The sequence below is a fragment of the Nonomuraea thailandensis genome (assembly GCF_024172165.1).
Taxonomy (GTDB): domain Bacteria; phylum Actinomycetota; class Actinomycetes; order Streptosporangiales; family Streptosporangiaceae; genus Nonomuraea; species Nonomuraea thailandensis.
The window spans coordinates 4,491,411-4,512,495 of the sequence record NZ_JAMZEB010000002.1 but is presented as its reverse complement, the minus strand read 5'-3'; the positions used below and the strand labels follow the sequence as shown (position 1 = coordinate 4,512,495).

At 74.2% G+C, this 21,085-nt stretch carries 23 protein-coding genes; 10 read left to right on the top strand and 13 right to left on the bottom strand.

The features are described from left to right. Positions 1-64 precede the first annotated feature (64 nt). Complete coding sequence (locus tag HD597_RS24300) at positions 65-1,615, top strand: glycoside hydrolase family 43 protein (RefSeq protein WP_253745002.1); 1,551 nt, start codon at positions 65-67, stop codon at positions 1,613-1,615. A gap of 31 nt (positions 1,616-1,646) precedes the next feature. On the opposite strand, the gene HD597_RS24295 is transcribed toward HD597_RS24300, so the two are convergent. Next, positions 1,647-2,666 carry a LacI family DNA-binding transcriptional regulator gene (locus HD597_RS24295; RefSeq protein ID WP_253745001.1) on the bottom strand — a complete coding sequence of 340 codons (1,020 nt, stop codon included), beginning with the start codon at positions 2,664-2,666 and terminating at the stop codon, positions 1,647-1,649. Positions 2,667-2,834: 168 nt separating this feature from the next. On the opposite strand from HD597_RS24295, the gene HD597_RS24290 reads away from it, so the two are divergent. After that, positions 2,835-3,710 carry a helix-turn-helix transcriptional regulator gene (locus HD597_RS24290; RefSeq protein WP_253745000.1) on the top strand — a complete coding sequence of 292 codons (876 nt, stop codon included), beginning with the start codon at positions 2,835-2,837 and terminating at the stop codon, positions 3,708-3,710. 56 nt (positions 3,711-3,766) lie between these two features. On the opposite strand, the gene HD597_RS24285 is transcribed toward HD597_RS24290, so the two are convergent. After that, on the bottom strand, positions 3,767-4,402 hold the full coding sequence (locus HD597_RS24285; RefSeq protein ID WP_253744999.1) for a class I SAM-dependent methyltransferase: 636 nt from the start codon (positions 4,400-4,402) through the stop codon (positions 3,767-3,769). 108 nt (positions 4,403-4,510) lie between these two features. Then, positions 4,511-5,395 carry a maleylpyruvate isomerase N-terminal domain-containing protein gene (locus HD597_RS24280; protein ID WP_253744998.1) on the bottom strand — a complete coding sequence of 295 codons (885 nt, stop codon included), beginning with the start codon at positions 5,393-5,395 and terminating at the stop codon, positions 4,511-4,513. 135 nt (positions 5,396-5,530) lie between these two features. On the opposite strand from HD597_RS24280, the gene HD597_RS24275 reads away from it, so the two are divergent. After that, complete coding sequence (locus HD597_RS24275) at positions 5,531-6,292, top strand: TSUP family transporter (RefSeq protein ID WP_253744997.1); 762 nt, start codon at positions 5,531-5,533, stop codon at positions 6,290-6,292. On the opposite strand, the gene HD597_RS24270 is transcribed toward HD597_RS24275, so the two are convergent. Both HD597_RS24270 and HD597_RS24265 read right to left on the bottom strand, forming a co-directional pair. Further along, positions 6,289-7,434 carry an MFS transporter gene (locus HD597_RS24270; RefSeq protein WP_253744996.1) on the bottom strand — a complete coding sequence of 382 codons (1,146 nt, stop codon included), beginning with the start codon at positions 7,432-7,434 and terminating at the stop codon, positions 6,289-6,291. The genes HD597_RS24275 and HD597_RS24270 overlap by 4 nt on opposite strands. Then, positions 7,431-8,186, bottom strand: a complete 756-nt coding sequence (locus tag HD597_RS24265) for a DeoR/GlpR family DNA-binding transcription regulator (RefSeq protein WP_276083005.1) — start codon at positions 8,184-8,186, stop codon at positions 7,431-7,433. Before HD597_RS24265 ends, HD597_RS24270 begins: the two co-directional genes overlap by 4 nt. A gap of 44 nt (positions 8,187-8,230) precedes the next feature. On the opposite strand from HD597_RS24265, the gene HD597_RS24260 reads away from it, so the two are divergent. Genes HD597_RS24260 through HD597_RS24250 form a run of 3 tightly spaced genes read left to right on the top strand, consistent with a single transcriptional unit; the run spans position 8,231 to position 10,115 of the window. After that, on the top strand, positions 8,231-9,199 hold the full coding sequence (locus HD597_RS24260) for a helix-turn-helix transcriptional regulator (RefSeq protein ID WP_253744994.1): 969 nt from the start codon (positions 8,231-8,233) through the stop codon (positions 9,197-9,199). A 42-nt stretch (positions 9,200-9,241) separates the two neighbouring features. Continuing rightward, positions 9,242-9,856: a LysE family translocator gene (locus tag HD597_RS24255; RefSeq protein WP_253744993.1), complete on the top strand. Its 615-nt coding sequence runs from the start codon at positions 9,242-9,244 to the stop codon at positions 9,854-9,856. A 46-nt stretch (positions 9,857-9,902) separates the two neighbouring features. Continuing rightward, a complete protein-coding gene (locus tag HD597_RS24250; RefSeq protein WP_253744992.1) occupies positions 9,903-10,115 on the top strand; it encodes a hypothetical protein in 213 nt (70 codons plus the stop codon). A 130-nt stretch (positions 10,116-10,245) separates the two neighbouring features. On the opposite strand, the gene HD597_RS24245 is transcribed toward HD597_RS24250, so the two are convergent. Genes HD597_RS24245 through HD597_RS24235 form a run of 3 tightly spaced genes read right to left on the bottom strand, consistent with a single transcriptional unit; the run spans position 10,246 to position 11,346 of the window. Further along, complete coding sequence (locus HD597_RS24245; RefSeq protein ID WP_253744991.1) at positions 10,246-10,566, bottom strand: hypothetical protein; 321 nt, start codon at positions 10,564-10,566, stop codon at positions 10,246-10,248. Between the two features lie 52 nt (positions 10,567-10,618). Beyond that, positions 10,619-11,047 carry an SRPBCC domain-containing protein gene (locus tag HD597_RS24240; RefSeq protein WP_253744990.1) on the bottom strand — a complete coding sequence of 143 codons (429 nt, stop codon included), beginning with the start codon at positions 11,045-11,047 and terminating at the stop codon, positions 10,619-10,621. Then, complete coding sequence (locus HD597_RS24235) at positions 11,044-11,346, bottom strand: ArsR/SmtB family transcription factor (RefSeq protein WP_276084069.1); 303 nt, start codon at positions 11,344-11,346, stop codon at positions 11,044-11,046. Before HD597_RS24235 ends, HD597_RS24240 begins: the two co-directional genes overlap by 4 nt. Positions 11,347-11,440: 94 nt before the next feature. Between HD597_RS24235 and HD597_RS24230 the strand changes: the two genes are divergently transcribed. Continuing rightward, positions 11,441-11,782 carry a VOC family protein gene (locus tag HD597_RS24230; protein WP_253744988.1) on the top strand — a complete coding sequence of 114 codons (342 nt, stop codon included), beginning with the start codon at positions 11,441-11,443 and terminating at the stop codon, positions 11,780-11,782. 78 nt (positions 11,783-11,860) lie between these two features. On the opposite strand, the gene HD597_RS24225 is transcribed toward HD597_RS24230, so the two are convergent. The 3 genes from HD597_RS24225 to HD597_RS24215 form a co-directional block, all read right to left on the bottom strand. Then, entirely contained in the window at positions 11,861-12,820 is a 960-nt protein-coding gene (locus HD597_RS24225) for a hypothetical protein (RefSeq protein WP_253744987.1), read from the bottom strand. 14 nt (positions 12,821-12,834) lie between these two features. After that, a complete protein-coding gene (locus tag HD597_RS24220) occupies positions 12,835-13,995 on the bottom strand; it encodes an ROK family transcriptional regulator (protein ID WP_253744986.1) in 1,161 nt (386 codons plus the stop codon). Positions 13,996-14,183: 188 nt separating this feature from the next. Beyond that, positions 14,184-15,374 (bottom strand): aminotransferase class I/II-fold pyridoxal phosphate-dependent enzyme, encoded by a 1,191-nt coding sequence (locus HD597_RS24215; RefSeq protein WP_253744985.1) that lies wholly within the window; start codon positions 15,372-15,374, stop codon positions 14,184-14,186. 168 nt (positions 15,375-15,542) lie between these two features. On the opposite strand from HD597_RS24215, the gene HD597_RS24210 reads away from it, so the two are divergent. From HD597_RS24210 to HD597_RS24200, 3 genes are read left to right on the top strand one after another with little or no spacing between them, the layout of a single operon-like run. Beyond that, complete coding sequence (locus HD597_RS24210) at positions 15,543-15,791, top strand: acyl carrier protein (protein ID WP_253744984.1); 249 nt, start codon at positions 15,543-15,545, stop codon at positions 15,789-15,791. 28 nt (positions 15,792-15,819) lie between these two features. After that, positions 15,820-16,965 (top strand): hypothetical protein, encoded by a 1,146-nt coding sequence (locus HD597_RS24205; RefSeq protein ID WP_253744983.1) that lies wholly within the window; start codon positions 15,820-15,822, stop codon positions 16,963-16,965. After that, positions 16,962-18,035: an NAD-dependent epimerase/dehydratase family protein gene (locus tag HD597_RS24200; protein WP_253744982.1), complete on the top strand. Its 1,074-nt coding sequence runs from the start codon at positions 16,962-16,964 to the stop codon at positions 18,033-18,035. The genes HD597_RS24205 and HD597_RS24200 overlap by 4 nt, the downstream gene beginning before the upstream one ends. Here HD597_RS24200 and HD597_RS24195 read toward each other — a convergent pair. Both HD597_RS24195 and HD597_RS24190 read right to left on the bottom strand, forming a co-directional pair. Beyond that, a complete protein-coding gene (locus HD597_RS24195) occupies positions 17,986-18,831 on the bottom strand; it encodes a phosphatase PAP2 family protein (RefSeq protein ID WP_253744981.1) in 846 nt (281 codons plus the stop codon). The two genes, HD597_RS24200 and HD597_RS24195, sit on opposite strands and share 50 nt — an antisense overlap. 133 nt (positions 18,832-18,964) lie before the next feature. Beyond that, on the bottom strand, positions 18,965-20,944 hold the full coding sequence (locus tag HD597_RS24190) for an MMPL family transporter (RefSeq protein ID WP_253744980.1): 1,980 nt from the start codon (positions 20,942-20,944) through the stop codon (positions 18,965-18,967). Positions 20,945-21,085: the final 141 nt, after the last annotated feature.

Here is a 21,085-nt window from a genome sequence, read left to right as displayed (position 1 = left end):
CCTGATGTTAACGTTGTCATGCTGTCAAGCCCCTTCTTGTAACAAGCCACCGGAGCCCACCCCCGTGCGCACCTTCCGCAACCCCGTCCTGCCCGGCTGTCATCCGGACCCGTCGATCTGCCGGGTCGGGGAGGACTACTACCTGGTCACCTCGTCGTTCGCGTACCACCCCAGTCTGCCCCTGTTCCACAGCCGTGACCTGGTGCGCTGGCGTCAGCTCACGCACGTGCTGAACCGGCCGGGGCAGCTTCCCCTGCACGGGCTGGACGTCTCCGACGGCGTGTGGGCGCCCACGATCCGCCACCACGACGGCACCTTCTACGTGGTCTCCACGCTGGCGGTGGACCGGCGGGGAAGCCTCACCTTCGTCGTCACCGCCACCGACCCCGCCGGGCCGTGGTCGGACCCCGTGCCGCTGGAGGCCGAGGGCATCGACCCGTCGCTGTTCTTCGACGACGACGGCCGCTGCTGGTTCACCGCCTGCCGCGACGCCGAGGGCGACGGCGGCCCCGGCGAGTTGTGGATGCGCGAGCTCGACCTGGACCGGCTGCGGCTCGCCGGCCCCACCCACGTGCTCTGGCACGGCGCCGTCCGCGGGGCCTGGGTGGAGGCTCCGCACCTGTACAAGCACGACGGTGTCTACCACCTGATCGCCGCCGAGGGCGGCACCGAACGCAACCACAGCGTCACCGCCGCCCGCTCCGGCGCCGTGACCGGCCCCTACGTCACCGACCCGCGCAGCCCGCTGCTGACCCACCGGCACCGCGGCCCGGACGAGCCCGTCCACAACGTCGGCCACGTCGACCTGGTGGACACCCCCGACGGCGAGACCTGGGCCGTGACCCTCGGCGTGCGTCCCATCGAGGGCACCCACACGCTGGGCCGCGAGGTCTTCCTCGTGCCCGTCGACTGGACCGCGCACGGGCCGGTCTTCGCCCCGGAGACGGGCGGCGTCCGGCTGACGGAACGCCTGCCCGGCCTCGCCCCCGCCTCCGTCCAGCGGGAGGACCCCGCCCCTCCCGAGCGCACGCGCTTCGGCGGAGGGCGGCTCGGCCTGGAGTGGAGCAGCCTGCGCGGGCCGGTCACCGGCCTCGTCGAGCCCACCGCGGACGGCCTGGAGATCGCGGTGGCGCCCGAGCCGCTCGGCTCCACCGGCGTCCCGGCCTTCGTCGCGCGGCGCCAGCAGCACGTCCGCTTCCAGGCCCGGGCCGAGATCGCCTTCGCGGCGGCGCACCCGTGGGAGGAGGCGGGCCTGGCCGTCTTCCAGAGCCAGGACCAGCACGCCACGCTCGCCCTCACCGTGGACGCGGCCGGGACCCCGCAGGTGGTGCTGACCGTCAGGCAGGCGGGCACGAGCACCCGGACGGCCGCCGCCCCGCTCCCGCCGGGGGAGGCGCTGCTGGCCGTAGAGGCGGACGAGGCCGGCTACACCTTCCGCGCCCGGCACCCGGACGCCGATGACTGGGCCGACCTGGGCACCGTCGAGCGGTCCTTCTTCAGCACCGAGCGGGCGGGCGGCTTCGTCGGGGTGCACCTCGGCCTCTACGCCACCGGCAACGGCCGACCCGGCACCGGCCGGGCGATCGTGCGCTGGTTCGACTACCAGCCGGGCTAGCCACCCCGGCCCGGGAGGCGCGGTGCTGTGCTCAGGCGGGCGGACGGGGCGGCGCGGTGCTGCGCCGGACGACCAGTTCGGGGGCGATCCGCTCGGAGGAGGCCGGTTCGCCCTGCATCATCCGCAGCAACTGCTCGATCGAGCGCGCCCCCAGCGCGACGAAGTCCTGCCGCACCGTGGTGAGCGAGGGCACCAGGTACGCCGCCCCGGCGATGTCGTCGAACCCGACGAGCGAGACGTCGCCCGGCACCTTCACGCCGAGCTCGGCGAAGGCCGCCAGCACGCCCATGGCCATCTGATCGTTCCCGGCGAAGATCGCGGTCGGGAGCTCGTGCCCCTCCCGGGTGACCAGGTAGTGGGCCAGCCGGTAGCCGCTGTTGCCGGTGAAGTCGCCCTCCAGCAGCTCGCCCCGCGCGCCGGGCGTGTCCCTCAGCCCGGCCCGCCAGCCCTCCACCCGGGCCCGCGCGTCGAACGTCCGCAGCGACCCGGTCAGGTGGACGACGTTCCGATGCCCCAGCTCCGCCAGGTGCCGGACGGCCAGCCGCGCGCCGAGCACCTGGTCCAGCTCGACGAAGCCGAGGTCCGGGTTGGGCACGTCGCCCGACATGATCACGGTCATCGGCACGCCGGTGACGACGCCGGTCAGGGCGTCCACGGCCATCGGCCGGTCGGCGATGACGGCGATGGCCTCGACCGCCTGGTCGGTCAGCCGCTGCAGCGTCTCGGCCAGGTCTACCGTGGTGCCGCCCTGCCAGCTCGCCAGGTTCACCCAGTATCCGGCCCGCTGCGCCGCGGTCTGCACGCCGCGCAGGATGCGGGGCAGCTCGTACAGCTCGGTGCCGGCGAGCACCAGGCCGATCGTCGAGGAGCGGCGGCTCTTGAGCGCGCGGGCGACGCTGTTGCGGCGGTAGCCGAGCTTCTCGATGGCGGCCTCGACGCGGGCCCGGGTCTCCGGGCGCACGGAGGGGTGGTTGTTGAGGACGCGGGACACCGTGACGTGCGACACGCCCGCCTCGCGTGCCACGTCCACCATGCCTGGTGCCCGGTTCATGTCCTCCGCTGCCTCTTCTCCCGGGACATACCCGTTCGCCGGCCCGCGCCACGCGGCGAATGGATCATATCTCGCGCCGCGCGGGCGCCCGCCCCGCGCCGCAGAGGGGGATCGGCGAACCCTGGCTGAGCCCCCGGAGCACCGGCCAGGGACCAACATAATGGGCACATGGATCGTGCAGCCCTGGCCGACTTCCTGCGCCGCCGCCGTGAGGCGCTGCAGCCCGAGGACGTCGGGCTGCCCGCGGGCGCGCGCCGCCGGGCGACGGGCCTGCGGCGCGAGGAGGTGGCCTCGCTCGCCGTCATGTCCGCCGACTACTACACCCGCCTGGAGCAGCAGCGCGGCCCGCAGCCGAGCGTGCAGATGCTGGCCTCGCTCGCCCGGGCGCTGCGGCTGACGAGCGACGAACGCGACTACCTGTTCCAGGTCGCCGGGCACAACGCCCCGGCCTCGGTGACGGATGCCACGCACGTCGCCCCCGCCCTGCTGCGCGTGCTGGACCGGCTCGACGACACCCCGGCGCTCATCCTGTCCGACCTGGGCGAGACGCTCGTGCAGAACCGGATGGCCGAGGCCCTGTTCGGCGACAGGTCCGGGCACACCGGTCACGCCCGCACCGAGATCTACCGCTGGTTCACCGACCCCGCCGAGCGGCTGCGTTACCCGGAGGCCGACCGCGACCGGCAGAGCCGCGCCCTGGTCGCGAACCTGCGCGCCGCCCACGGGACGAGAGGCCCGCGGTCGCGGGCGGGCGAGCTCGTCCGGGCGCTGCACAGGGCGAGCGCGGAGTTCGCCGAGCTGTGGGACCGGCACGAGGTGGCCAAGCGCTTCGAGGACCACAAGGTCCTGGTCCACCCCGAGCTCGGCGAGATCGAGCTCGACTGCCAGGTGCTGTTCACCGAGGACCAGTCGCAGGCGCTGCTCGTGCTCACCGCCCCGCCGCGGACCGAGGGCCACGAGAAGCTGCGGCTGCTCGCGGTGCTGGGGCAGCAGCGCTTCACCGAACGGCAGCGGGCCGTGAGCGGCGAGGCCGGCCGGCCCTGAGCCGGTGACGCCGGCGGGCTGTGCCGGTGGCGGTGGCGGCCATGTGGCGGTGGCGGCTATGTGCCGGTGGCGGTCCGCTCCGCCGCCGGCACCCGCGGCCGGCGGGCCACGTACACGACCGCGGGCGGCAGGTTGCGCCAGACCGTCGTGCTCGTCACGACCTCCTCGAACGCCTCCCGCAGGCCCCCGGCCAGCCGCCTGGCCGGGGCGGCCCAGCGTGTCCAGGTGTAGGCGAACTGCGTGTAGACCCCGGCGGGCGACAGGACCTGGGCCACCGACTCGATCAGCGGGGGCCGCCCCGCGTACGCGATCCACGGCAGGCCGCTGACCACGACGTCCACCGGCCCGACGCCGAGCCCGGCGAGCAGCCGCGGCAGGTGCACGGCGTCGTCGCACACCACCTCCACCGAGGGGAACGCGCGGCCGAGCTCGGTGGCGAACCTGTCGTTGAGCTCGATGACGACGTGCCTGCCCCGGCCGCGCAGCCGCCCCTGCACGGCCGCGGTGAAGGCGCCGGTCCCCGCGCCGAGCTCGACCACCACCGGCTCACCGCGCTCCGGGACGCCCACCACCATCTGCGCCGCCAGCCGTGGCGAGCTCGGCAGCACGGCGGCCGTGCGCAGGGGCGACCTGATGAACTCCCGCAGGAACCGGCCGCCGCCTGGGGCGTGGCGCCGCTGGTCGGTCGTCAAAGTGCTGCCCCCCGGTCCGCTCCGCTGCCGCGCTCAGATTCTCGCGCAGGGGCGATGGCGGGCGGATGGCCGGGAAGTGAATCATCGGACGGCTCTGTGCCGATCGTCTCAGGCGATGACGGCCAGCAGGGTCGTCATGGCGGCGGTGAGCTCCGCGTCGCCGCTCACCTCGGCCCGCGCCCGGGCCTGCTCGACGCCGATGCCCCTGGTCGCGAGCCGCCAGAACGTGTCCTGGTCCATGGAGACGCGCGCCGCGGGCTCGCCGGGATCGGCCGCCTGCGGGGCGGGCTCGCCGGCGGGCACGGGTGGCAGGTCCGGGCCGGGTGCGGCCATGCGCCATCGGCCCGCACGCCACTGCGCGCTCCACCGCCCGCCCGCCGGACCGTGCACCTCCAGGACCGCGACCGTGCCCTCCGGGCGGTCGCAGGCCCGCAGCGTGAACGGCAGGGCCTGCGCGAAGACGCCCAGCACCGGCGCCATGAGCTCGGGCTCCGTGGCCCCCGGCCGGGAGACGGCGTCGCGCACCTGCTGCTGGTGGACCCAGAACTCGGTGTACTCCCGGCCGACGTCGAGCCAGCCGGGGCTGTCGACGTCGGTGGCCGCCCAGGACACGTTCAGCCCGGCGGGAGCCTCCAGGTCGTGCGCCGCCCAGACCGCGTCGAGCCGCGGCCCCAGATGCTCCAGCAGCTCGATCATCAGCCGCGGGCTGAGCTGGCGGCCCGCCCTGACGAACTCGGCGTTGGTACGGGCGAGGTAGGCGGGCAGCGTCTCGTCGTCGGCGAAGACGGCGCCGGAATGCCCGTCACGGGCTCCGGACAGGCGCCGCATGTAGTCGTTGAGCACGTGCGCGACGACGTCGTGCACGTCCCAGCCGGGGCAGACCGTCGCCTTGGCCCAGTCGGCCGGCTCCAGGCCGCGCAGCAGGCCGAGCATGGCCTGCCGCTCGCGCGGGAACAGGGGGCGGACATCGACGACCGGACCGAAGATCGACATGCCCCGACCCTACCGAAGCCCCTGCGCCCTGGTGAAACGAATATGTGGCAGCCGAGGACAGGGCGCGGCAAAGCAACTAAAGCCCGACTTATACACTCATGACGGTTTTATCGGGGGAAGTCGGGGGAGTGGCGCGTGCCGCTGGATCAGATCCTGGTGTTGCTGGTCGCGGCGGCCGGAGCGGGATGGGTGGACGCCGTCGTGGGCGGCGGCGGGCTGCTGCAGCTGCCCGCCCTCCTCGTGACCGGCATCCCGACGGTCGAGGCGATGGCCACCAACAAGTTCTCGTCGGTGTTCGGCACCACCTCCGCCGCCATCGCGTACGCCCGCTCCACCAAGGTGGACCGGCAGGTGGCGATCCCCGGAGCGGCGCTGGCCGTGCTCTGCGCCGGGCTGGGCGCGTGGGCGGCGGCGTCGATCTCGGCCGAGGTGCTGCGGCCCGCCGTCATGGTCGTGCTGCTGGCCGTGGCCGCGTTCGTCACGCTGCGGCCGTCGCTGGGGGCCGTGCCCGTGCCGCACCTGCGCACCCGGCGCCGCGTGATCGCGGCGGTGGCGGCGGCGGGCGTGGTGATCGCCTTCTACGACGGCATCATGGGGCCGGGCACCGGGACGTTCCTCATCATCGCCTTCACCACCATCCTCGGGCTCGACTTCGTCTCGGCCTCCGCCTCCGCGAAGATCATCAACATCGGGACGAACGTCGGAGCGCTCCTCGTGTTCGGCGCGCAGGGGCACGTGAACTGGGCGCTCGGCCTCGGCATGGCGGTGTGCAACGTGGCCGGCGCCCAGCTCGGCGCGCGGATGGCGCTCAAGCGGGGCGCCGCCTTCGTCCGGATCGTGCTGCTGGTCGTGGTCGTCGCGATGGTGATCAGACTCGGCTGGCAGCACTTCGGCTAACCGGCCGGCTCCTCGGCCCGTACGCGCAGCGCCGTCGCGGCGAGGGCGACGAACGCGGCCAGCAGCGCCGGGATGGCCAGTGCCCGCGGCAGCCCCGTCAGCTCGGCCACCGCCCCGATGAACACCGGCCCCGACAACATCCCCAGGTAACCGATCGAGGCCACCCGCGCCAGCGCCCGCCCGGCGAAGGCGGGATCCCGGTGCCCGGCGGCCGAGAACACCTGCGGCACGATGCACGACAGCCCCGCCCCGAAGCAGCCGAACCCGACCACCCCCGCCACCTGATGCCCGCCCAGCAGCGCCAGCCCCAGCCCCGCCGCGGCCAGCAGCCCGCAGCAGCGCACCAGCAGGACGGGCCCCAGCCGCGCGGCCAGCCGGTCCCCGGCCAGCCGGCCCGCCGTCATCATCAGGGAGAAGGCCGCGTACCCGGCGGCGGCGATCCCCGGCGAGGCCGCCAGGTCCTCCCGCAGGTAGACCGAGCTCCAGTCGGCGGCCGCCCCCTCACCCACCAGGCAGCAGAACGCCAGCACGCCCAGGAACACGATGCCCCGCGCCCGCCCGCCCCCGCCCTCCGCGGCGGCGGTCTGCCCGGCGGGCGCCGAACGCAGCGCCCAGCGTGCCGCCCACGCGGCCAGCACCGCGATCACCGCTCCCACCGCCCAGAACGTGACCGCCGCCGACAGGTCGCGGTGCGCGAACAGCCCGCCCGCCGTCGCCCCGGCGAACCCGCCCACGCTGTAGACGGCGTGGAACGACGACATGATCGGCCGCCCGTGGGCCCGCTCCACCTCGACGGCGTTGGCGTTCATGGCCACGTCGAGTATCCCGTGCACGACCCCGAACACCAGCAGCACCGCCGACAGCGTGAGCAGGTCCGGCGCGTACGCGGGCGGCACCAGCACCGCGCCCTGCGCCAGGGCCGCCGGGATGACGGCGCGGCTGCTGCCGTACCGGTCGACCAGGCGGCCCACGGCCGTCATGCCGACGACCGCCCCGGCCGCCACGGCGAGCAGCGCGAGGCTGAGCTGGCCGTCGCCGAGGTCCAGCCGCTCCTTGATGGCGGGGATGCGGGCCGTCCACGTGCCGATGGCCGTACCCGACAGGAAGAACAGCAGGTAGACCGCCACGCGTTCGCGGGTCACGCCGTCGTCTCCTTGACCGTCACCCCGGCAGCGGCCAGCGCGTCGCGCTCCTCCGGCGGGATGCCGGGATCGGTCACGACCACGTCGAGCCGGCCGATCGGGCACACCGCGCCGAACGCCGTCCGCGCGAACTTGCCCGAGTCGCACACCACGATCACCCGCCGCGCGGCGGCGATGGCCGCCTGCTTGACCGCCACCTCGGGCAGGTCGTGCGCGGTCAGGCCGTGCTCGGCGGACAGGCCGCAGCAGCCGATCACCGCCGTGTCGAAGCGCAGCGCCTTGATCGAGCTCTCGGTGAGCGGGCCCATCACGTTCAGCTCGCCCTTGCGCACCTCGCCGCCGGGCAGCACCAGGCGCACGCGCGGCGCGGCGGCCAGCAGCATCACCGGCTGCAGCGCCAGCGGCAGCACCGTCACCCGCCGGTCGGCCAGCGCGCGGGCCACCTCCAGCGCGGTCGTGCCGCCGTCGAGCACCACCGCCTCGCCGTCGGCGATCAACGCGGCGGCCTCCTCGCCGATGCGCCGCTTGGCCTCCACCGCCTCCCGCTCGCGCACCCCGAACGGTGGCTCCTCGCCGCGCAGCAGCAGCGACAGCGCGCCGCCCCTGACCCGCCGCACCACGCCCTGCTGGGCCAGCTCGTCCAGGTCGCGCCTGATCGTCATCTCGGACACGCCGTGCTCGGCGGCCAGCTCGGCCACGGACACGCTGTCGTGGGTACGCAAGGTGTTCATGATGGCTCGCACACGTTCCATGTGTTCATACAAACATGACAAATGTGCGCAATACAATAGATTACATGCGCGCAAGCCGCCTGCTCTCCCTGCTCCTGCTCCTCCAGACCCGCGGCCGGATGACCGCGCCCGAGCTGGCGGCCGAGCTGGAGGTCTCGGTACGCACCGTGTACCGCGACGTGGAGGCCCTGTCGGCGGCCGGCGTGCCCGTCTACGCCGATCGCGGACCGGCGGGCGGCTACCAGCTCCTCGACGGCTACCGCACCCGGCTCAACGGGCTGACGGCCGAGGAGGCGTCCTCGCTGTTCCTGGCCGGGCTGCCGGGGCCGGCCGCCGAGCTGGGGCTGGCCGAGGTGGCGGCCAACGCCGAGCTCAAGCTGCTGGCCGCGCTGCCGCCCGAGCCGCGCTCGCACGCCTCCCGGATGCGCGAACGGTTCGTGCTGGACGTGCCGAGCTGGTACCGCTCGGGCGACGATGTGCCGCACCTGAGCGAGGTGGCCGAGGCGGTGTGGGACCAGCGGCCGCTGCACATGACCTACCGGCGCTGGGGCCAGCAGGAGGTGGACCGCCTGATCCACCCCCTCGGGCTGGTGCTCAAGGGCGGCTCCTGGTACCTCGTCGCCGCGCCGCCGGACGGCACGCCGCGTACGTACCGGGTGGCGCGGATCCTGACGCTGGAGACGCTGCCGGGGCGGTTCGCCCGGCCGGACGGCTTCGACCTGGGCGAGTTCTGGCACCGGTACGCCAAGGAGTTCCGCGAGCGCATGTACACCGCCGAGGCCGTGATCAAGCTGGCACCCGGGCGCGGCGACCTGCTGGCGTACACGATGGGCCGCGACGTCGTCGAGGCCGCGCTGGCCGCCGCCGAGCCCGACCCCGAGGGCTGGCTCACGCTGACCCTGCCGGTCGAGTCGATCTCGCACGCCCGGTGGCTGCTGCTGCGCATGGGCGCCGACGTCGAGGTGCTGGGGCCGCCCGAACTGCGAGCCCTGATGGCTGAGGCGGTCGCGGAGCTGGCCAAGCTCTACGGCTGAAAACCGGGGGAGATGTCGCCCCAGTTCTGGAAGCATCCCCGCATGTATCTTCTCGCTTTCATCGGGGCGTGCGTCCTGGTCGCCATGGTGCCCGGGGTCAGCACCGCGATCATCCTGCGCCAGACCCTGCGCGCCGGCCGCGGCTCGGGGCTGGCCGCCACGCTCGGCAACGAGACCGGCATCCTGCTGTGGGGGCTGGCCGCCGCGTTCGGCCTGTCGGCCCTGCTGGTCGCCTCGCAGGTGGCCTACGACATCATGCGCGTGACCGGCGCGGCGCTGCTGGTCGTGATGGGCGCGCAGGCGCTGTGGCACGCCCGCAGGGGCGCGCCGCCCGCGCCCGAGGGCCAGGTCGTGCCCGGCTGGCGCGGGCCGTACCTGGCCGGAGTGGGCACCTGCCTGGCCAACCCCAAGGCGGCGGTGTTCGCGATGTCGTTCCTGCCGCAGTTCGTCCCCGCCGGGCAGAACGTGCCGATGACGCTCGTGACACTGGCCGTCGTGTGGGTGCTCGTCGACCTGCTCTGGTACGGGCTGCTGATCTGGGCCGTCGACCGGGCCAAGGCCTGGCTGGGCCGCCCGGCCGTCAAGCGGCGGCTGGAGCAGATCTCCGGCGTGGTGCTCGTCGGGCTGGGCGTACGGATGGTGGTCGAGTCACACTGACCGCCCGGAGGAGATCGGCGCGTCGCCGCTGGACTACCTTTGATGCATGACAGACGACCTGGCGACCCTCATGAGGCAGGCGCAGGACGACGATCCGCTGCTGGCACTGCACGCCACCACCGCGTTGCGGCGTGAGATCGAGCGCCTGGAGGCGGTCCAGGTGCGGCGGGCCCGGGTGGCCGGGCTCGCCTGGGCCCAGATCGCCGACGCCATCGGCGTGAGCAAGCAGGCGGTGCACAAGAAGTACGGCCGCCGCTAACCCCACCGGCACGGCGACCGTGGGGCGACAGGCGGCTTCCCCGCCGAGTGCGGTGACGTCGGCCCCGTCGCCGCGTCCGGCCCGTCCGGCGACGTCCCGCCCGGCCCGCGCCTTCCCCGGCCGAGTGCCGTCACCGGCCCTCACGCTCTCGCCGGGCTCGTTCTCGCGCGCGGGCCAGCGCCAGCTCCCTGGCCAGCGCCTCCCGGGCGGCCTCGAGCTCCTCGGCGGTGGGGCCGGGCGTCGTCTCCGGTTCCGTCGCCCACCGCACCTGCTCCAGATCCCCGGCCGCCTCCTCGTCAGCGCGCTTGCCGCGCCAGCTCGCGTCCGGCCGCCACTCGCGGCGCCGCCGTGAGGCCTCCTGCTCCCGCTCCCGCATCGCCCGCGCCGCCTGCCGGGAGGACAGGGCCAGCCATTGCCGGGCCAGCGCCGCCCACTGCCGCGAGTTCGTCATGTGTCCTCCTCGCCCTCCGCCGCGCTCGCCGGGTGGCCGACAACGCGCGTGATCACTCCGGCCCGGCCTTCCACCGGTCGGCGAACCAGCCCAGCGCGATGTTCCACGAGTAGCCGCGCCGGATGCGCCCCGCCACGTCCGGGGGCAGCGTGTCCAGGCCGCGGTGCTCCAGCAGCACCTCGGTGCCGCCCTCGACGGGGCTGAAGGCGACCTCGATCTCCATCGCCCCGTCGTTGAGCAGGTCGGCCCAGACCAGGCGGCGCGGCGGCTCCCAGGCGAGGATCCTGCCGGTGTCGACGTGGCCGCCGTCGGACCACAGCTCGCGCAGGTAGCCGTCCTCGAACCGGATGCCGACCGCGCGGGCCGGGTCGACCCAGCTGTGGCGGCCCCGCACGTACCAGGAGTCGATCTCGTCGGTGAAGACGCGGAACGCGGTGGCCGGGTCGGTCGGCACCGTGACGCTGGCCCGTACGGAGTTCACCGGGTGCGCTCCACGTGGTCCTTGAACGAGCCGAGCTGCTCGGCCCAGAACGCCTGCACCTGGTCCAGCCACGCCTGCAGCGCCGTGAACGGCTGCTGCCGCAGCGTGTACAGGCGCAGCCGGGCGTCGGCCCCGCCGGCCTCGGCCTGCACGATCCCGCTCGCGCGCAGCACGCGCAGGTGCCTGCTGAGCGCCGGCGCGCTCATCTGGACGGCCTGCGCCAGCTCCCCGGCCGGGCGCGGGCCCTCCCGCAGCAGATCGATCACCTTGCGCCGGGTCGGGTCGGCCAGCGCCGCCAGCGTGGCGTCAATTTCATTAACGTCAGTGTTAATTGTTGCCTACTTCCGTTAGGCTGTTAACGCTGTAGGAAACTATTATCGCGGAGGCATGCGCATGGCTGTCGAGCTCGGCTACTACACCCTGTCCGTGCGGGACCTGGACCGGGCGGCCGCCTTCTACGGGGGGTTGTTCGGCTGGGAGTTCAGGCGCGAGCACGAGACGTACCTGCACGTCGCGAACACCGCCGTGGCGATGGGCTTCGTCGCGGGCGGCGCGTCGTCCCAGCCGAACCTCTACTACCACGTGGACGACATCGACAAGGCCGCCGGGCGGGTGCGCGAGCTCGGCGGGTCCACCGGCGAGATCTTCGAGAGCAAGTCGGGGCGCGGCTGCTCGTGCACCGACGACCAGGGCACCGAGATCAGCCTCTGGGAGCCCGCCCCCGGCTTCGCCTGACGCGCCCGCCCGCCTGGCCGGCTTCCTGTACGGCCCTGCGAGGCAGACGGGCGCGCACCCGCGCCGACGTGCCGCCTGTCACCCGGCGGGTATCCGGATCACGCGCAGCTCGTGCGCGCCGTCGGCGCGGGTCATCTCGTAGTAGAGCCACCACCGCCCCTCCAGCAGCAACGCGTCCAGATACCGGACCGAGCCGCCGCGGTGCGGCGAGGTCACCCAGGGCCGCCCGCCCGACAGCCGCCGCCACCCGAACAGGTCACCGGAGACCGCGACGCCGCAGCGCTCCTCGTAGTTCTCCTCGTGCGAGGCCGACCCGTCGTAGAAGCCCACGTACCCGCCGGGCACGGGCACGACGCTGTTGAGCCGCGCCTGGTAGCGGTCCCATCCCTGGCCCACCCCCAGGGCCTGTCCGTGCCAGGTGAACGACGCCCCGCCGTCCAGGCTGGTCGCCAGCCCCGTGGGATGGGTGGTCGCGCCGACGTTGTAGATGTCCGCGCTGGCGTGAGCCTCGCCGCCGAGCCCGTCCAGGGCCGCGGCGTAGCTGGCGAACAGGTACGTCACAGGCCCGGCCCGCAGCACGTACGGGTCCTTGACCCCCTCGGTCCCGGTGGAGGCCGCCGTCAGCACCGGCCGCGCCGAAGCGATGTCGAACGCCGACGGATGCGCCGCCGGGCTCAGCGCGTCGATCCGCCACCGGTTGTCGGCCGGGTCCACGTACGACAGGTAGAGCACGAACCCTCCCTCGTCCGCGGGCGCCAGGCAGAACCGTTCCATGGACGGCGTGCCCAGCTCGTCCTTGTGCACCGACCACACGTCGGTGAAGTCCACGCCGTCGTCGCTGACCGCCACCGCGCAGCGCCACCCGCGCTCGGCTCCCGCGCCGCGGGGGCGCCGCCGCCGGTAGGTCAGCCAGAACCGCTCCCCGTCGTGCAGCACACCGGGACAGCCCGCCCAGTAACCCTCCTCGTCCTTCTCCGGCGCGAGCACCACCGTGCCCGCCAGCGGGTCGAAGGCAGGGAGCGGGGCGTGTTCGATCATGTTGTCCTTACCTCTCAAACGTCGTAGAAGAGCCGGTCCAGAGCGACGGCCGCACTGCCCACCACACCGGCGTCCGGGCCGAGCGTGGCCCGCCGCACCTGCACCGCGTCGCGCAGCACGGGGAACGCCCTGGCCCGCAACGCCTGCCTGACCCGGTCGAACACCGGCTCCGGAGCCGTGCGGAAGGCGCCGCCGAGCAGGATCAGCGCGGGGTTGAGCAGGTTCACCGCGCTGGCCAGGCCGGTGGCGAGCCGATCCACCACCTCGTCCAGCGCCGCGCCCGCCCGCTCGTCCCCCTCGCCGGCGGCGGAGGCCAGGTCGGCGAGCGGGTCCGCGCTGTCGCGGCCCAGCAGGGAGCGGGCCAGCTCGCCCAGGTACGGCTCGGCCGCCACGGTCTCCAGGCAGCCGGTCGCGCCGCACGCGCACGGCCTGCCCCGCTCCACCACCCTCAGGTGCCCCAGCTCCGTGACCCCGTGGGCGCCCGACCTGAACGGCTGCCCGCCGATCACCAGGCCCGCGCCGACGCCGGTGCGGACGTACACGTACAGGAGGGGGTCGGCCCCGCCCGTGTCGCCGTAGCGGGCCTCGGCCAGCGCCATCGCCCGTACGTTGTGATCGACCACCGCCGGCACGCCCAGCGCCCGCTCCAGCGGATCGCCGAACTCCACGTCGCGCCAGCCCAGGTTGACCGACAGCACGTTGCGGCGCTGCCCGGGGTCCACCGGGCCGGGGGCCGCGACCCCGATCCCCAGCAGCCGGTCGCCCGCCTGTTCCGCCAGCGCGGCGGCGGCCCCGGCGATCCGCGTCACGACCCGCTCGGGCGGCTCGCCCGCCAGGTCGAAGCCGAACGAGCGGACGTCGCCCGGGCGGGCCCTGAGGTCGCACAACCCGAGCCGCACCAGCCCCGCGCCGACCTGGACGCCGATGACGTACCGGGCGTCGGCGCGCAGCCGGACCTCGGTCGAAGGCCGGCCGACGCGGGTGCCCGCGCCGTCCGTGGCGCCCTCGCCGACCAGGCCTTCGTCCAGGAGCTGGGCCACCACCTTGGTCATGGTCGTGGGGGAGAGGGCCAGCCGCCTGGCGAGGCCGGCGCGGGGCTGCGGGCCGTGGTCGCGCAGCGTGCGCAGCACGAGACGCCTGTGCAGCCTGCGGACGTCCTGCACCGGTGTGGGCATGTCGGCGCTCCTTAATAACTAACGGGTAGAAAATAATTGACCGACGGTGCTCCCGTCAACGGCGCCCACGCGCCGGCACTCTGCGGGCATGCCAAGACTCGCGTCGCCGGCCGCCGGTCCGGAGGCAGGCGCGGGGGCCAGGGTCAGGGCGAAGGGGGCGAAGGGCCGGCAGGCGTGCGGGCCGATGGTCAGGTGCCGGGGAGCAGGCCCAGGCACGCGGCCACGGTCGCCACCGCGCCGAGGATCCGGTCCACCTGCCCGCCCGTGTGCGCCGCCGTGACGCTCAGCCGGATCATCGCCTCACCCTCGGGAACGGCCGGCGGCAGCATGACGTTCGCCAGAACGCCCTCCTCCAGCAGCCCGGCCCAGAACCGGCAGCAGGTCAGCCGATCGCCCACCCGCAGCGAGACCGTGGGCGTGCCGCCCGGCGCGATCCCGAACCCGAGCGCCACCAGCCCGGAGCGCAGCCGTTCAGCGGTGAACATGACGGCCCGGCGGCGCTCCGGCTCCGTGCGGACGATGTCGAGGGCGGCCAGCGCCGCCGCCGTGCAGGCGGGCGGCAGCGAGGCGGAGAACAGCGCGGAGCGCGCGCTGTGCCGCAGGTAGTGAACGACGTGCCGCGGCCCCGCGACGGCCCCGCCGAGCGTGCCGAAGCACTTGGAGAACGTCACCGTCTGCACGTCCACGGCCGACTGCAGGCCATGGTGCTCGGCGGCCCCCCGCCCCCCGGCCCCCAGCAGCCCGGCGTCGTGCGCGCTGTCGAGCACGACCCGCGCCCCGTGATGGGCCGCCAGCTTGGCGATGCCGGGCAGGTCGCACAGGTCGCCGTCGACGGAGAACATGCCCTCCGTCAGCACGATCGCGCCCACCCCTGGGTCGGCGGCCTCCAGCATGCCGGCGAGCTGCGTCATGTCGTTGTGCCGGTAGCGCCGCAGCGCGGCCTGGCCGAGCCGGGCGGCGTCGATGAGCGAGGCGTGGATGCGCCGGTCGGCGAACAGCACGTCGCGCGGCCCGAACAGCGCGCTCAGCGCGAGATTGGCCTGGTAGCCGGTGGAGACCACCATCGCCGCCTCGTGCCCGAGGAACGCCGCCAGCTCCCGCTCCAGCGTCTCGTGCAGGGCCAGCGTGCCGTTGAGCACCCGTGACCCGGAGTTGCCCGAGCCCAGCCGGCGCAGCGCCTCGGCCCCGGCCTCCTTCAGGCGGGGATCGTCCGCCAGCGCCAGGTAGTCGTTGGAACCGGCCATCAGCACCCGCCGGCCGCCCACCACCACCTCGCCGCCGCCAGGGCGCTCCTCCACCGGCAGGTAGTAGGGGTAGAGGCCGGCCGCGGCCAGTGCCCCGGCCTCCGGCAGCCGGCACTTGTCGAAGGCGTCCGTCACGGCGCGGCACTCACTTTCCGGCTCCGTCGAAGGCATTCTGGCGACTCACTCCACATCTGGCGATCGTAGCTGACAGTGGTTGATCGTGATAGTAGAGTAATCGCTGCTGCTGTGAAGCGAGCCGGCAGCCACAGGCCCGACAAAGCGACAGCCGACAAGGACGTGTGCATGACAGAGGATGAGATCTTCCACCAGCTGCGCGGCCTGTGCGCCGAGATCCTCGCGGTAGATCCGGCGCTCATCACCCCCGACACCGACCTGCGCGAGGAGCTCGAGGCCGACAGCCTCGACATGGCCGAGCTGGCCGTGGCCAGCGGCGACCGGTTCGACCTCCTGGTCGACTTCGATCTCGCCAGGCACGTGCGCACCCTCGGCGACGTGACCACCCTCGTCCGCGCCGGGGTGCGGGCCGGCTGACGGGGGCCGTTCAGTGCAGGGGGTCGCCATGCCGGTCTCGTCCTCGTCACCGCGTCCCGCCGAGCCCGTCAGGGGGCGGCGTGGGCTGGCGGAGTTCATCGAGCTGCCGTACCGGCTGCACGGCGGTGACCCGCACTTCGTGCCGCCGCTGCGCGGCGACTGCCGGCGCCTGCTCGACCGGCGGCACAACCCGTTCTTCCGCTACGGCGAGGTCGAGCTGTTCACCGTACGCCGTGCCGGGCGAGTGGCCGGCCGGATCGCCGCCGTGCACAACCCCCGGCACAACGGGGTCCACGGGGCACGCGACGGGTTCTTCGGGCAGTTCGCCTGCGCCGACGATCCGGAGGCGGCGCGGGAGCTGCTGGACGCCGTGGCGCGGTGGCTTCGCGAGCGCGGGCTGCGGACCATGCTGGGGCCGGTCAACTTCACCATGAACGACGAGTGCGGGGTGCTGGTCGAGGGGTTCGACGCGCCGCCGAGCGTGATGATGCCGTACAACCCGGCGTACTATCCGGCGCTGCTGGAGTCGTGCGGAATGGTCAAGGCGAAGGACCTGTGGGCGTGGGACGGCACGGGCTGGGTGCCGCCCGAGCGGCTGCTGAGCATCGCCCGGCGGGCCGAGTCGCGCCACCGGCTCACCGTCCGGCCGCTCGACCCGGCGCGTTACGACGCCGACCTCGACCGGGTGAAGCTCGTCTTCGACCGCGCCTGGCAGGGCAACTGGGGCTTCACGCCGATGACGGACGCGGAGTTCGCCCTGGCCAAGCAGCGGCTGCGCGCGATCATGAACCCGCGGCTCGTCCAGCTCGCCGAGGTGGCGGGCGAGCCGGTGGCGGTGGCGCTGGCCCTGCCCGACTTCAACCAGGCCCTGGCCGCGGCGCGGGGCCGCCTCAGCCGCTTCGGGCTGCCCCTCGGGCGGGTGCGGCTGTCCCTGGCGGCGCGGCGCATCGACCGCGTCCGCGGCCTGTTGTTCGGCGTCGTCCCGGATCTGCGCAGGCACGGCGTCGAGGCCGCGCTCCTGGCGCGCACGTACGAGGCCGTCACGGCCGGCGGCTACCGCGGCGGCATGGAGCTCGGCTGGACCCTGGAGGACAACCAGGCCATCAACCGCTACCTGTCCCTGCTCGGCGGCACCCGCTCCAAGGCGTACCGCATCTACGGGCGGGAGTTGTGACGGCTGCGCGTTACCTGGTCACCGGCGCCACCGGCTTCGTCGGCGGGCGGCTGATCCGTATGATCCTGGCGCGCGGCGGCACCGTCACGGCCCTGGCCCGGCCGTCCCCGCGCGCCAGGGCCCTGCGTGAGCTGGGCGTCCAGGTGGTGCCCGGCGACCTGGCCACCGGCCGGGGCGTCACGGAGGCCCTGCGGGGAGCCGACCGCGTCATCCACCTCGCAGCCACCCTGCGGGCCCGCACCCCCGCCGGGTTCTGGGCGGTCAACCGCGACGGCGTCGCCCGGCTGGTGCGGGCGCTGGCCGCGCAGCGCCACCCGGCACGCCTCGTGCTGTGCTCCTCGCTCGCGGCGGGCCCGGCCATCTCCCTGTACGGGGCCAGCAAGCGGGCCGGCGAGCAGGTCGTCAGGCAGCACGCGGGCCAGGTGCCCGCGGTCATCCTGCGGCCCGGCATCGTGTACGGGCCCGGCGAGGAGGCGCTGCTGCCCGCGCTCCTGCCCATGATCCGGCTCGGCGTCGTCGTCCAGGCGGGCTTCGGCCCGCGCCGCTACGGCATGGTCTACGTGGACGACCTGTGCACGGCCCTGCTCGCCGCCGCCGACCGCGGCCCCGTCCTGCAACCGGCCGACCGCGGCCCCGACCGGCAACCGGCCGGGCACGGCCCCGGTCAGCGATCCGCCGGACGCGGTCCCGATCGGCAGCCGGTCTGGCACGGCTCCGCCCTGGGGCCCGCCGGCACTCGTGCCGGCCTCTGCCCGGGCCTCTACCCGATCAGCGACGGCAACGCCTACGGCATGTCCGACATCTGCCGCGCCCTGGCCCGGGCGGCCGGTTACCGGGCCCCCGTCGTGCTGCCGGTGCCGATGCCGGCCGTGCACGCGGTGGCCGCGCTGGCCGAGCTGGTCGCGCGGGGCGGCGTTCCGGCGCTGAACCGGGACAAGGCCAGGGAGATGCGCCACGCCGACTGGACGTGCGTGCCGGACGACGCCGTACGCGAGCTGGGGTTCGCCCCCGCCACCACGCTCACCCGGGGGTTCGAGGCCGCGCTGGCCGCGCTGCGATCCGCTTCGTGACGGCGTGCACGACGAGCGCCACCGCCAGCCCGGCGACGGCGTCGGTGAGGTAGTGGTACCAGTCGTACACGACGGCGACCGTCAGCCCCGCGGTCAGCGTCCACAGCACCCGGCGGACGTTCCTGGAGACGCGCCGGCGCAGGCAGAGCACGGTGATCCAGGCGCCGGCCACGTGCGTCGAGGGGAAGCAGGCGCCCGGCGGGTCGAAGGCGGCCATGATCTCGCTCTGCACGGCGGTGACCGCGTACCCCGACGGGCCGTGGGCGGCGAACAGCTCGGGCAGCGCCAGCACGGGGCCCGTCAGCGGGATCGCGATGAACCCCAGGTAGGAGGGCAGGAACACGGCCAGCGCGGCGAACACGTAACGCTCGGCCAGCGGCACCAGGCCCCGGACGTACAGGATCGCCGGGATCAGGAAGCAGCCGTAGAACGTGAAGTAGCAGAAGGTCAGCACCTCGGTCACCAGCGGGGAGCCGATGGCCGCCGTGAGGGCGGTGTTGGGTGCGAAGCCGAGCAGCGCCGTCTCCCAGGCGTGCAGGTCGCCGTCGAGGTAGCGCCCGTGCAGGACGCGGGAGGCGCGGGCGGCGGCGCCGTACGCGAACGGGAGCACGAGGAACGGCCCGGAGAACCGGGCGAACCGCACCGCCCTGGCCTTGGGGAAACGCCGCTCGGCCTCCGCCAGCACGAGCAGGAACAGGGCCGCGAGCGCATAACCGGCGAGCAGCTCCGCCTCGTCCGGCAGGCGATCGCGGAATACGGCCACGATGAGCGCCATCACGGCGAAATAGCCCAGCATAAGCCATTCTGCCGGGCGGAATTTCACCCCGCGGCCGAATGTCCGCCCGAAAATGCCGGGTGGCTCCCGCGTGTCGGCGGCCGCGTTCGCCGCGTCCGCATGCGGTGCCCGGCGGGTCGCGCCGGGCGTGAGGTCACGAAGCGGCACGTGCCGGCCACCAGATCCGCCGCCCCATGTGATGGGCCAGCGCCGGCACGAGGAACGACCGCACGACCACCGTGTCGATCACGACCCCGATCGCCACCAGCAGCCCGAGCTGCACGACCGGCACCAGCGGCAGCACGGTCAGCACGAAGAACGCCGCCGCCAGCACCACCCCGGCCGCGGTGATGACGCCGCCGGTGGCGCGCAGGGCGCGCAGGGTCGCCTCGCGGGTGTCGAGCCGGACGGCCTCCTCGCGTACGCGGGCCATCAGGAAGATGTTGTAGTCGATGCCGAAGGCCATGAGGAAGACGAACGCGTACAGGGCGAACGACGCGTCGACGACCGGATAGCCCAGCAACTGGGTGAACAGCGCCGAGCACAACCCCAGCGTGGCCGCGAACGACAGCACCACCGTGCCCATCAGCAGCAGCGGCGCCACCAGCGAGCGCAGCAGGACGACCAGGATCAGCCCGACGACCAGCAGGATCAGCGGCACGACGAGGAGCGCGTCGTCGAGGACCGCGGCCTGCACGTCGAGCAGCTCGGTGGTGAACCCGCCCACCAGGGCCGCGCCTCCCGCCGCGGCGCGCACGGCGCCGCGCAGGTCCTCCACCAGGCGCTGCGCCTCCGGCGTGTTCGGCTCCGCGGCGAGCACGACGTCGAACGTGCGCCACGGGGCGGGCGGCCCCGGCCGCATCGCCACCACGCCCTCCGCCGTGTGCACCGCCTGCTCCACGGCGGCGCTCCTGTCCTGTCTGGCCATGACCACGACGGGGGCGCTGGCCGGGTAGTGCCGCCGCAGGGCGTCGTAGCCGGCCACGGAGTCGGTACGCATCGTGAACAGGGACGACGGCGGGATGCCCGAGGCGTCGAGCGTGGTCAGGCCCATGCAGAGCATGGTCAGCAGCAGGGCGGAGCCCGCCCAGGCGAGGCGGGGGCGCTGGCCGACGAAGCCCGCCACGCCCCGCCACAGCCCGTCGCGCGCCGTCTCCCCGGGGCGCGGCGTGCTCGGCCAGAACGCCCGCCGCCCGCCCAGGAGCATCAGCGCGGGCAGCAGCGTCACCATCACGACCGTCGTGATCAGGATCCCGACGGCGGCCGCCACGCCGATGGAGCGCAGCGCGTGCGTGTCGGCCACCACGAGGCAGCCGACGCCGCCCGCCACGGTGAGGGCCGAGGCCACGACCGTGCGGATGCCGCCCGACAGCGCGTCCTTCAGCGCCGCCGCCTGGTCCGCGGTCGCGCGCAGCCGCTCGCGGTAGCGGGCGACGAGCAGCAGCGCGTAGTCGGTGGCCACGCCGAACACCAGCACGGTGAACACCTCGGGCGTGGCGGCCCTGAGCGTCATCAGCCCGGAGCGGGCCAGCACGTAGACGGCCGCGGCGGAGCACAGGTAGGCCACCACCACGGCCAGCATGGGGATCACCCACAGGACGGGGCTGCGGTAGACGGCGAGCAGCACCAGGAGCACCACGACGAGGCTCAGCGCCAGCAGCGTGCCGTCGACCCGGCGGAAGGAGTCGACGTAGTCGGCGGCGGCGCCGCCCGCGCCGCTCACGTGGCTGATCAGCCCCGGCGGGCTGCCCTCCGCGGTGATCTGGCGCAACTGCTCGACCAGCGGGCTGACGAGCACGCCGGGCTTGCCGGACAGCAGCACGGTGACCTGGAGCGCGTGCCCGTCGGCGCTGGGCACGGGCGCGGACGCCGTGCCGACCACGCCGGGGACGCTCGCGAACTGCCGCAGGTCCTGCCGGGCCGCCCTGAGGTCGTCCCGCTGGAGCGGCCCGGGGCGTTCGTAGATCACGAGGGCGGGGACCACCCGGCCGGACTGCTCGGCCAGCAGGTGGAGGACGCGGGCCGACTCGGCGCCCCGGGCCAGCATCGAGCTGCCGCTGGTGACGCGGACGTCGTCGAGCGGACCGCTCGCGAGCACGGCCGCGACGGCGATGGCCACCCATGCGACGACCACGCCGGCCGCGATTTTCCGCGCAGCCCCCATACGAAACAAAACCGACAATTCCCGCCCACCCCCGGCCTCGGTGTGAAAGTGCCGGCCGGCACGTAGACCATAAATTCCCGATCCTGCTTAAACAACTTTATGCAGGTGTCT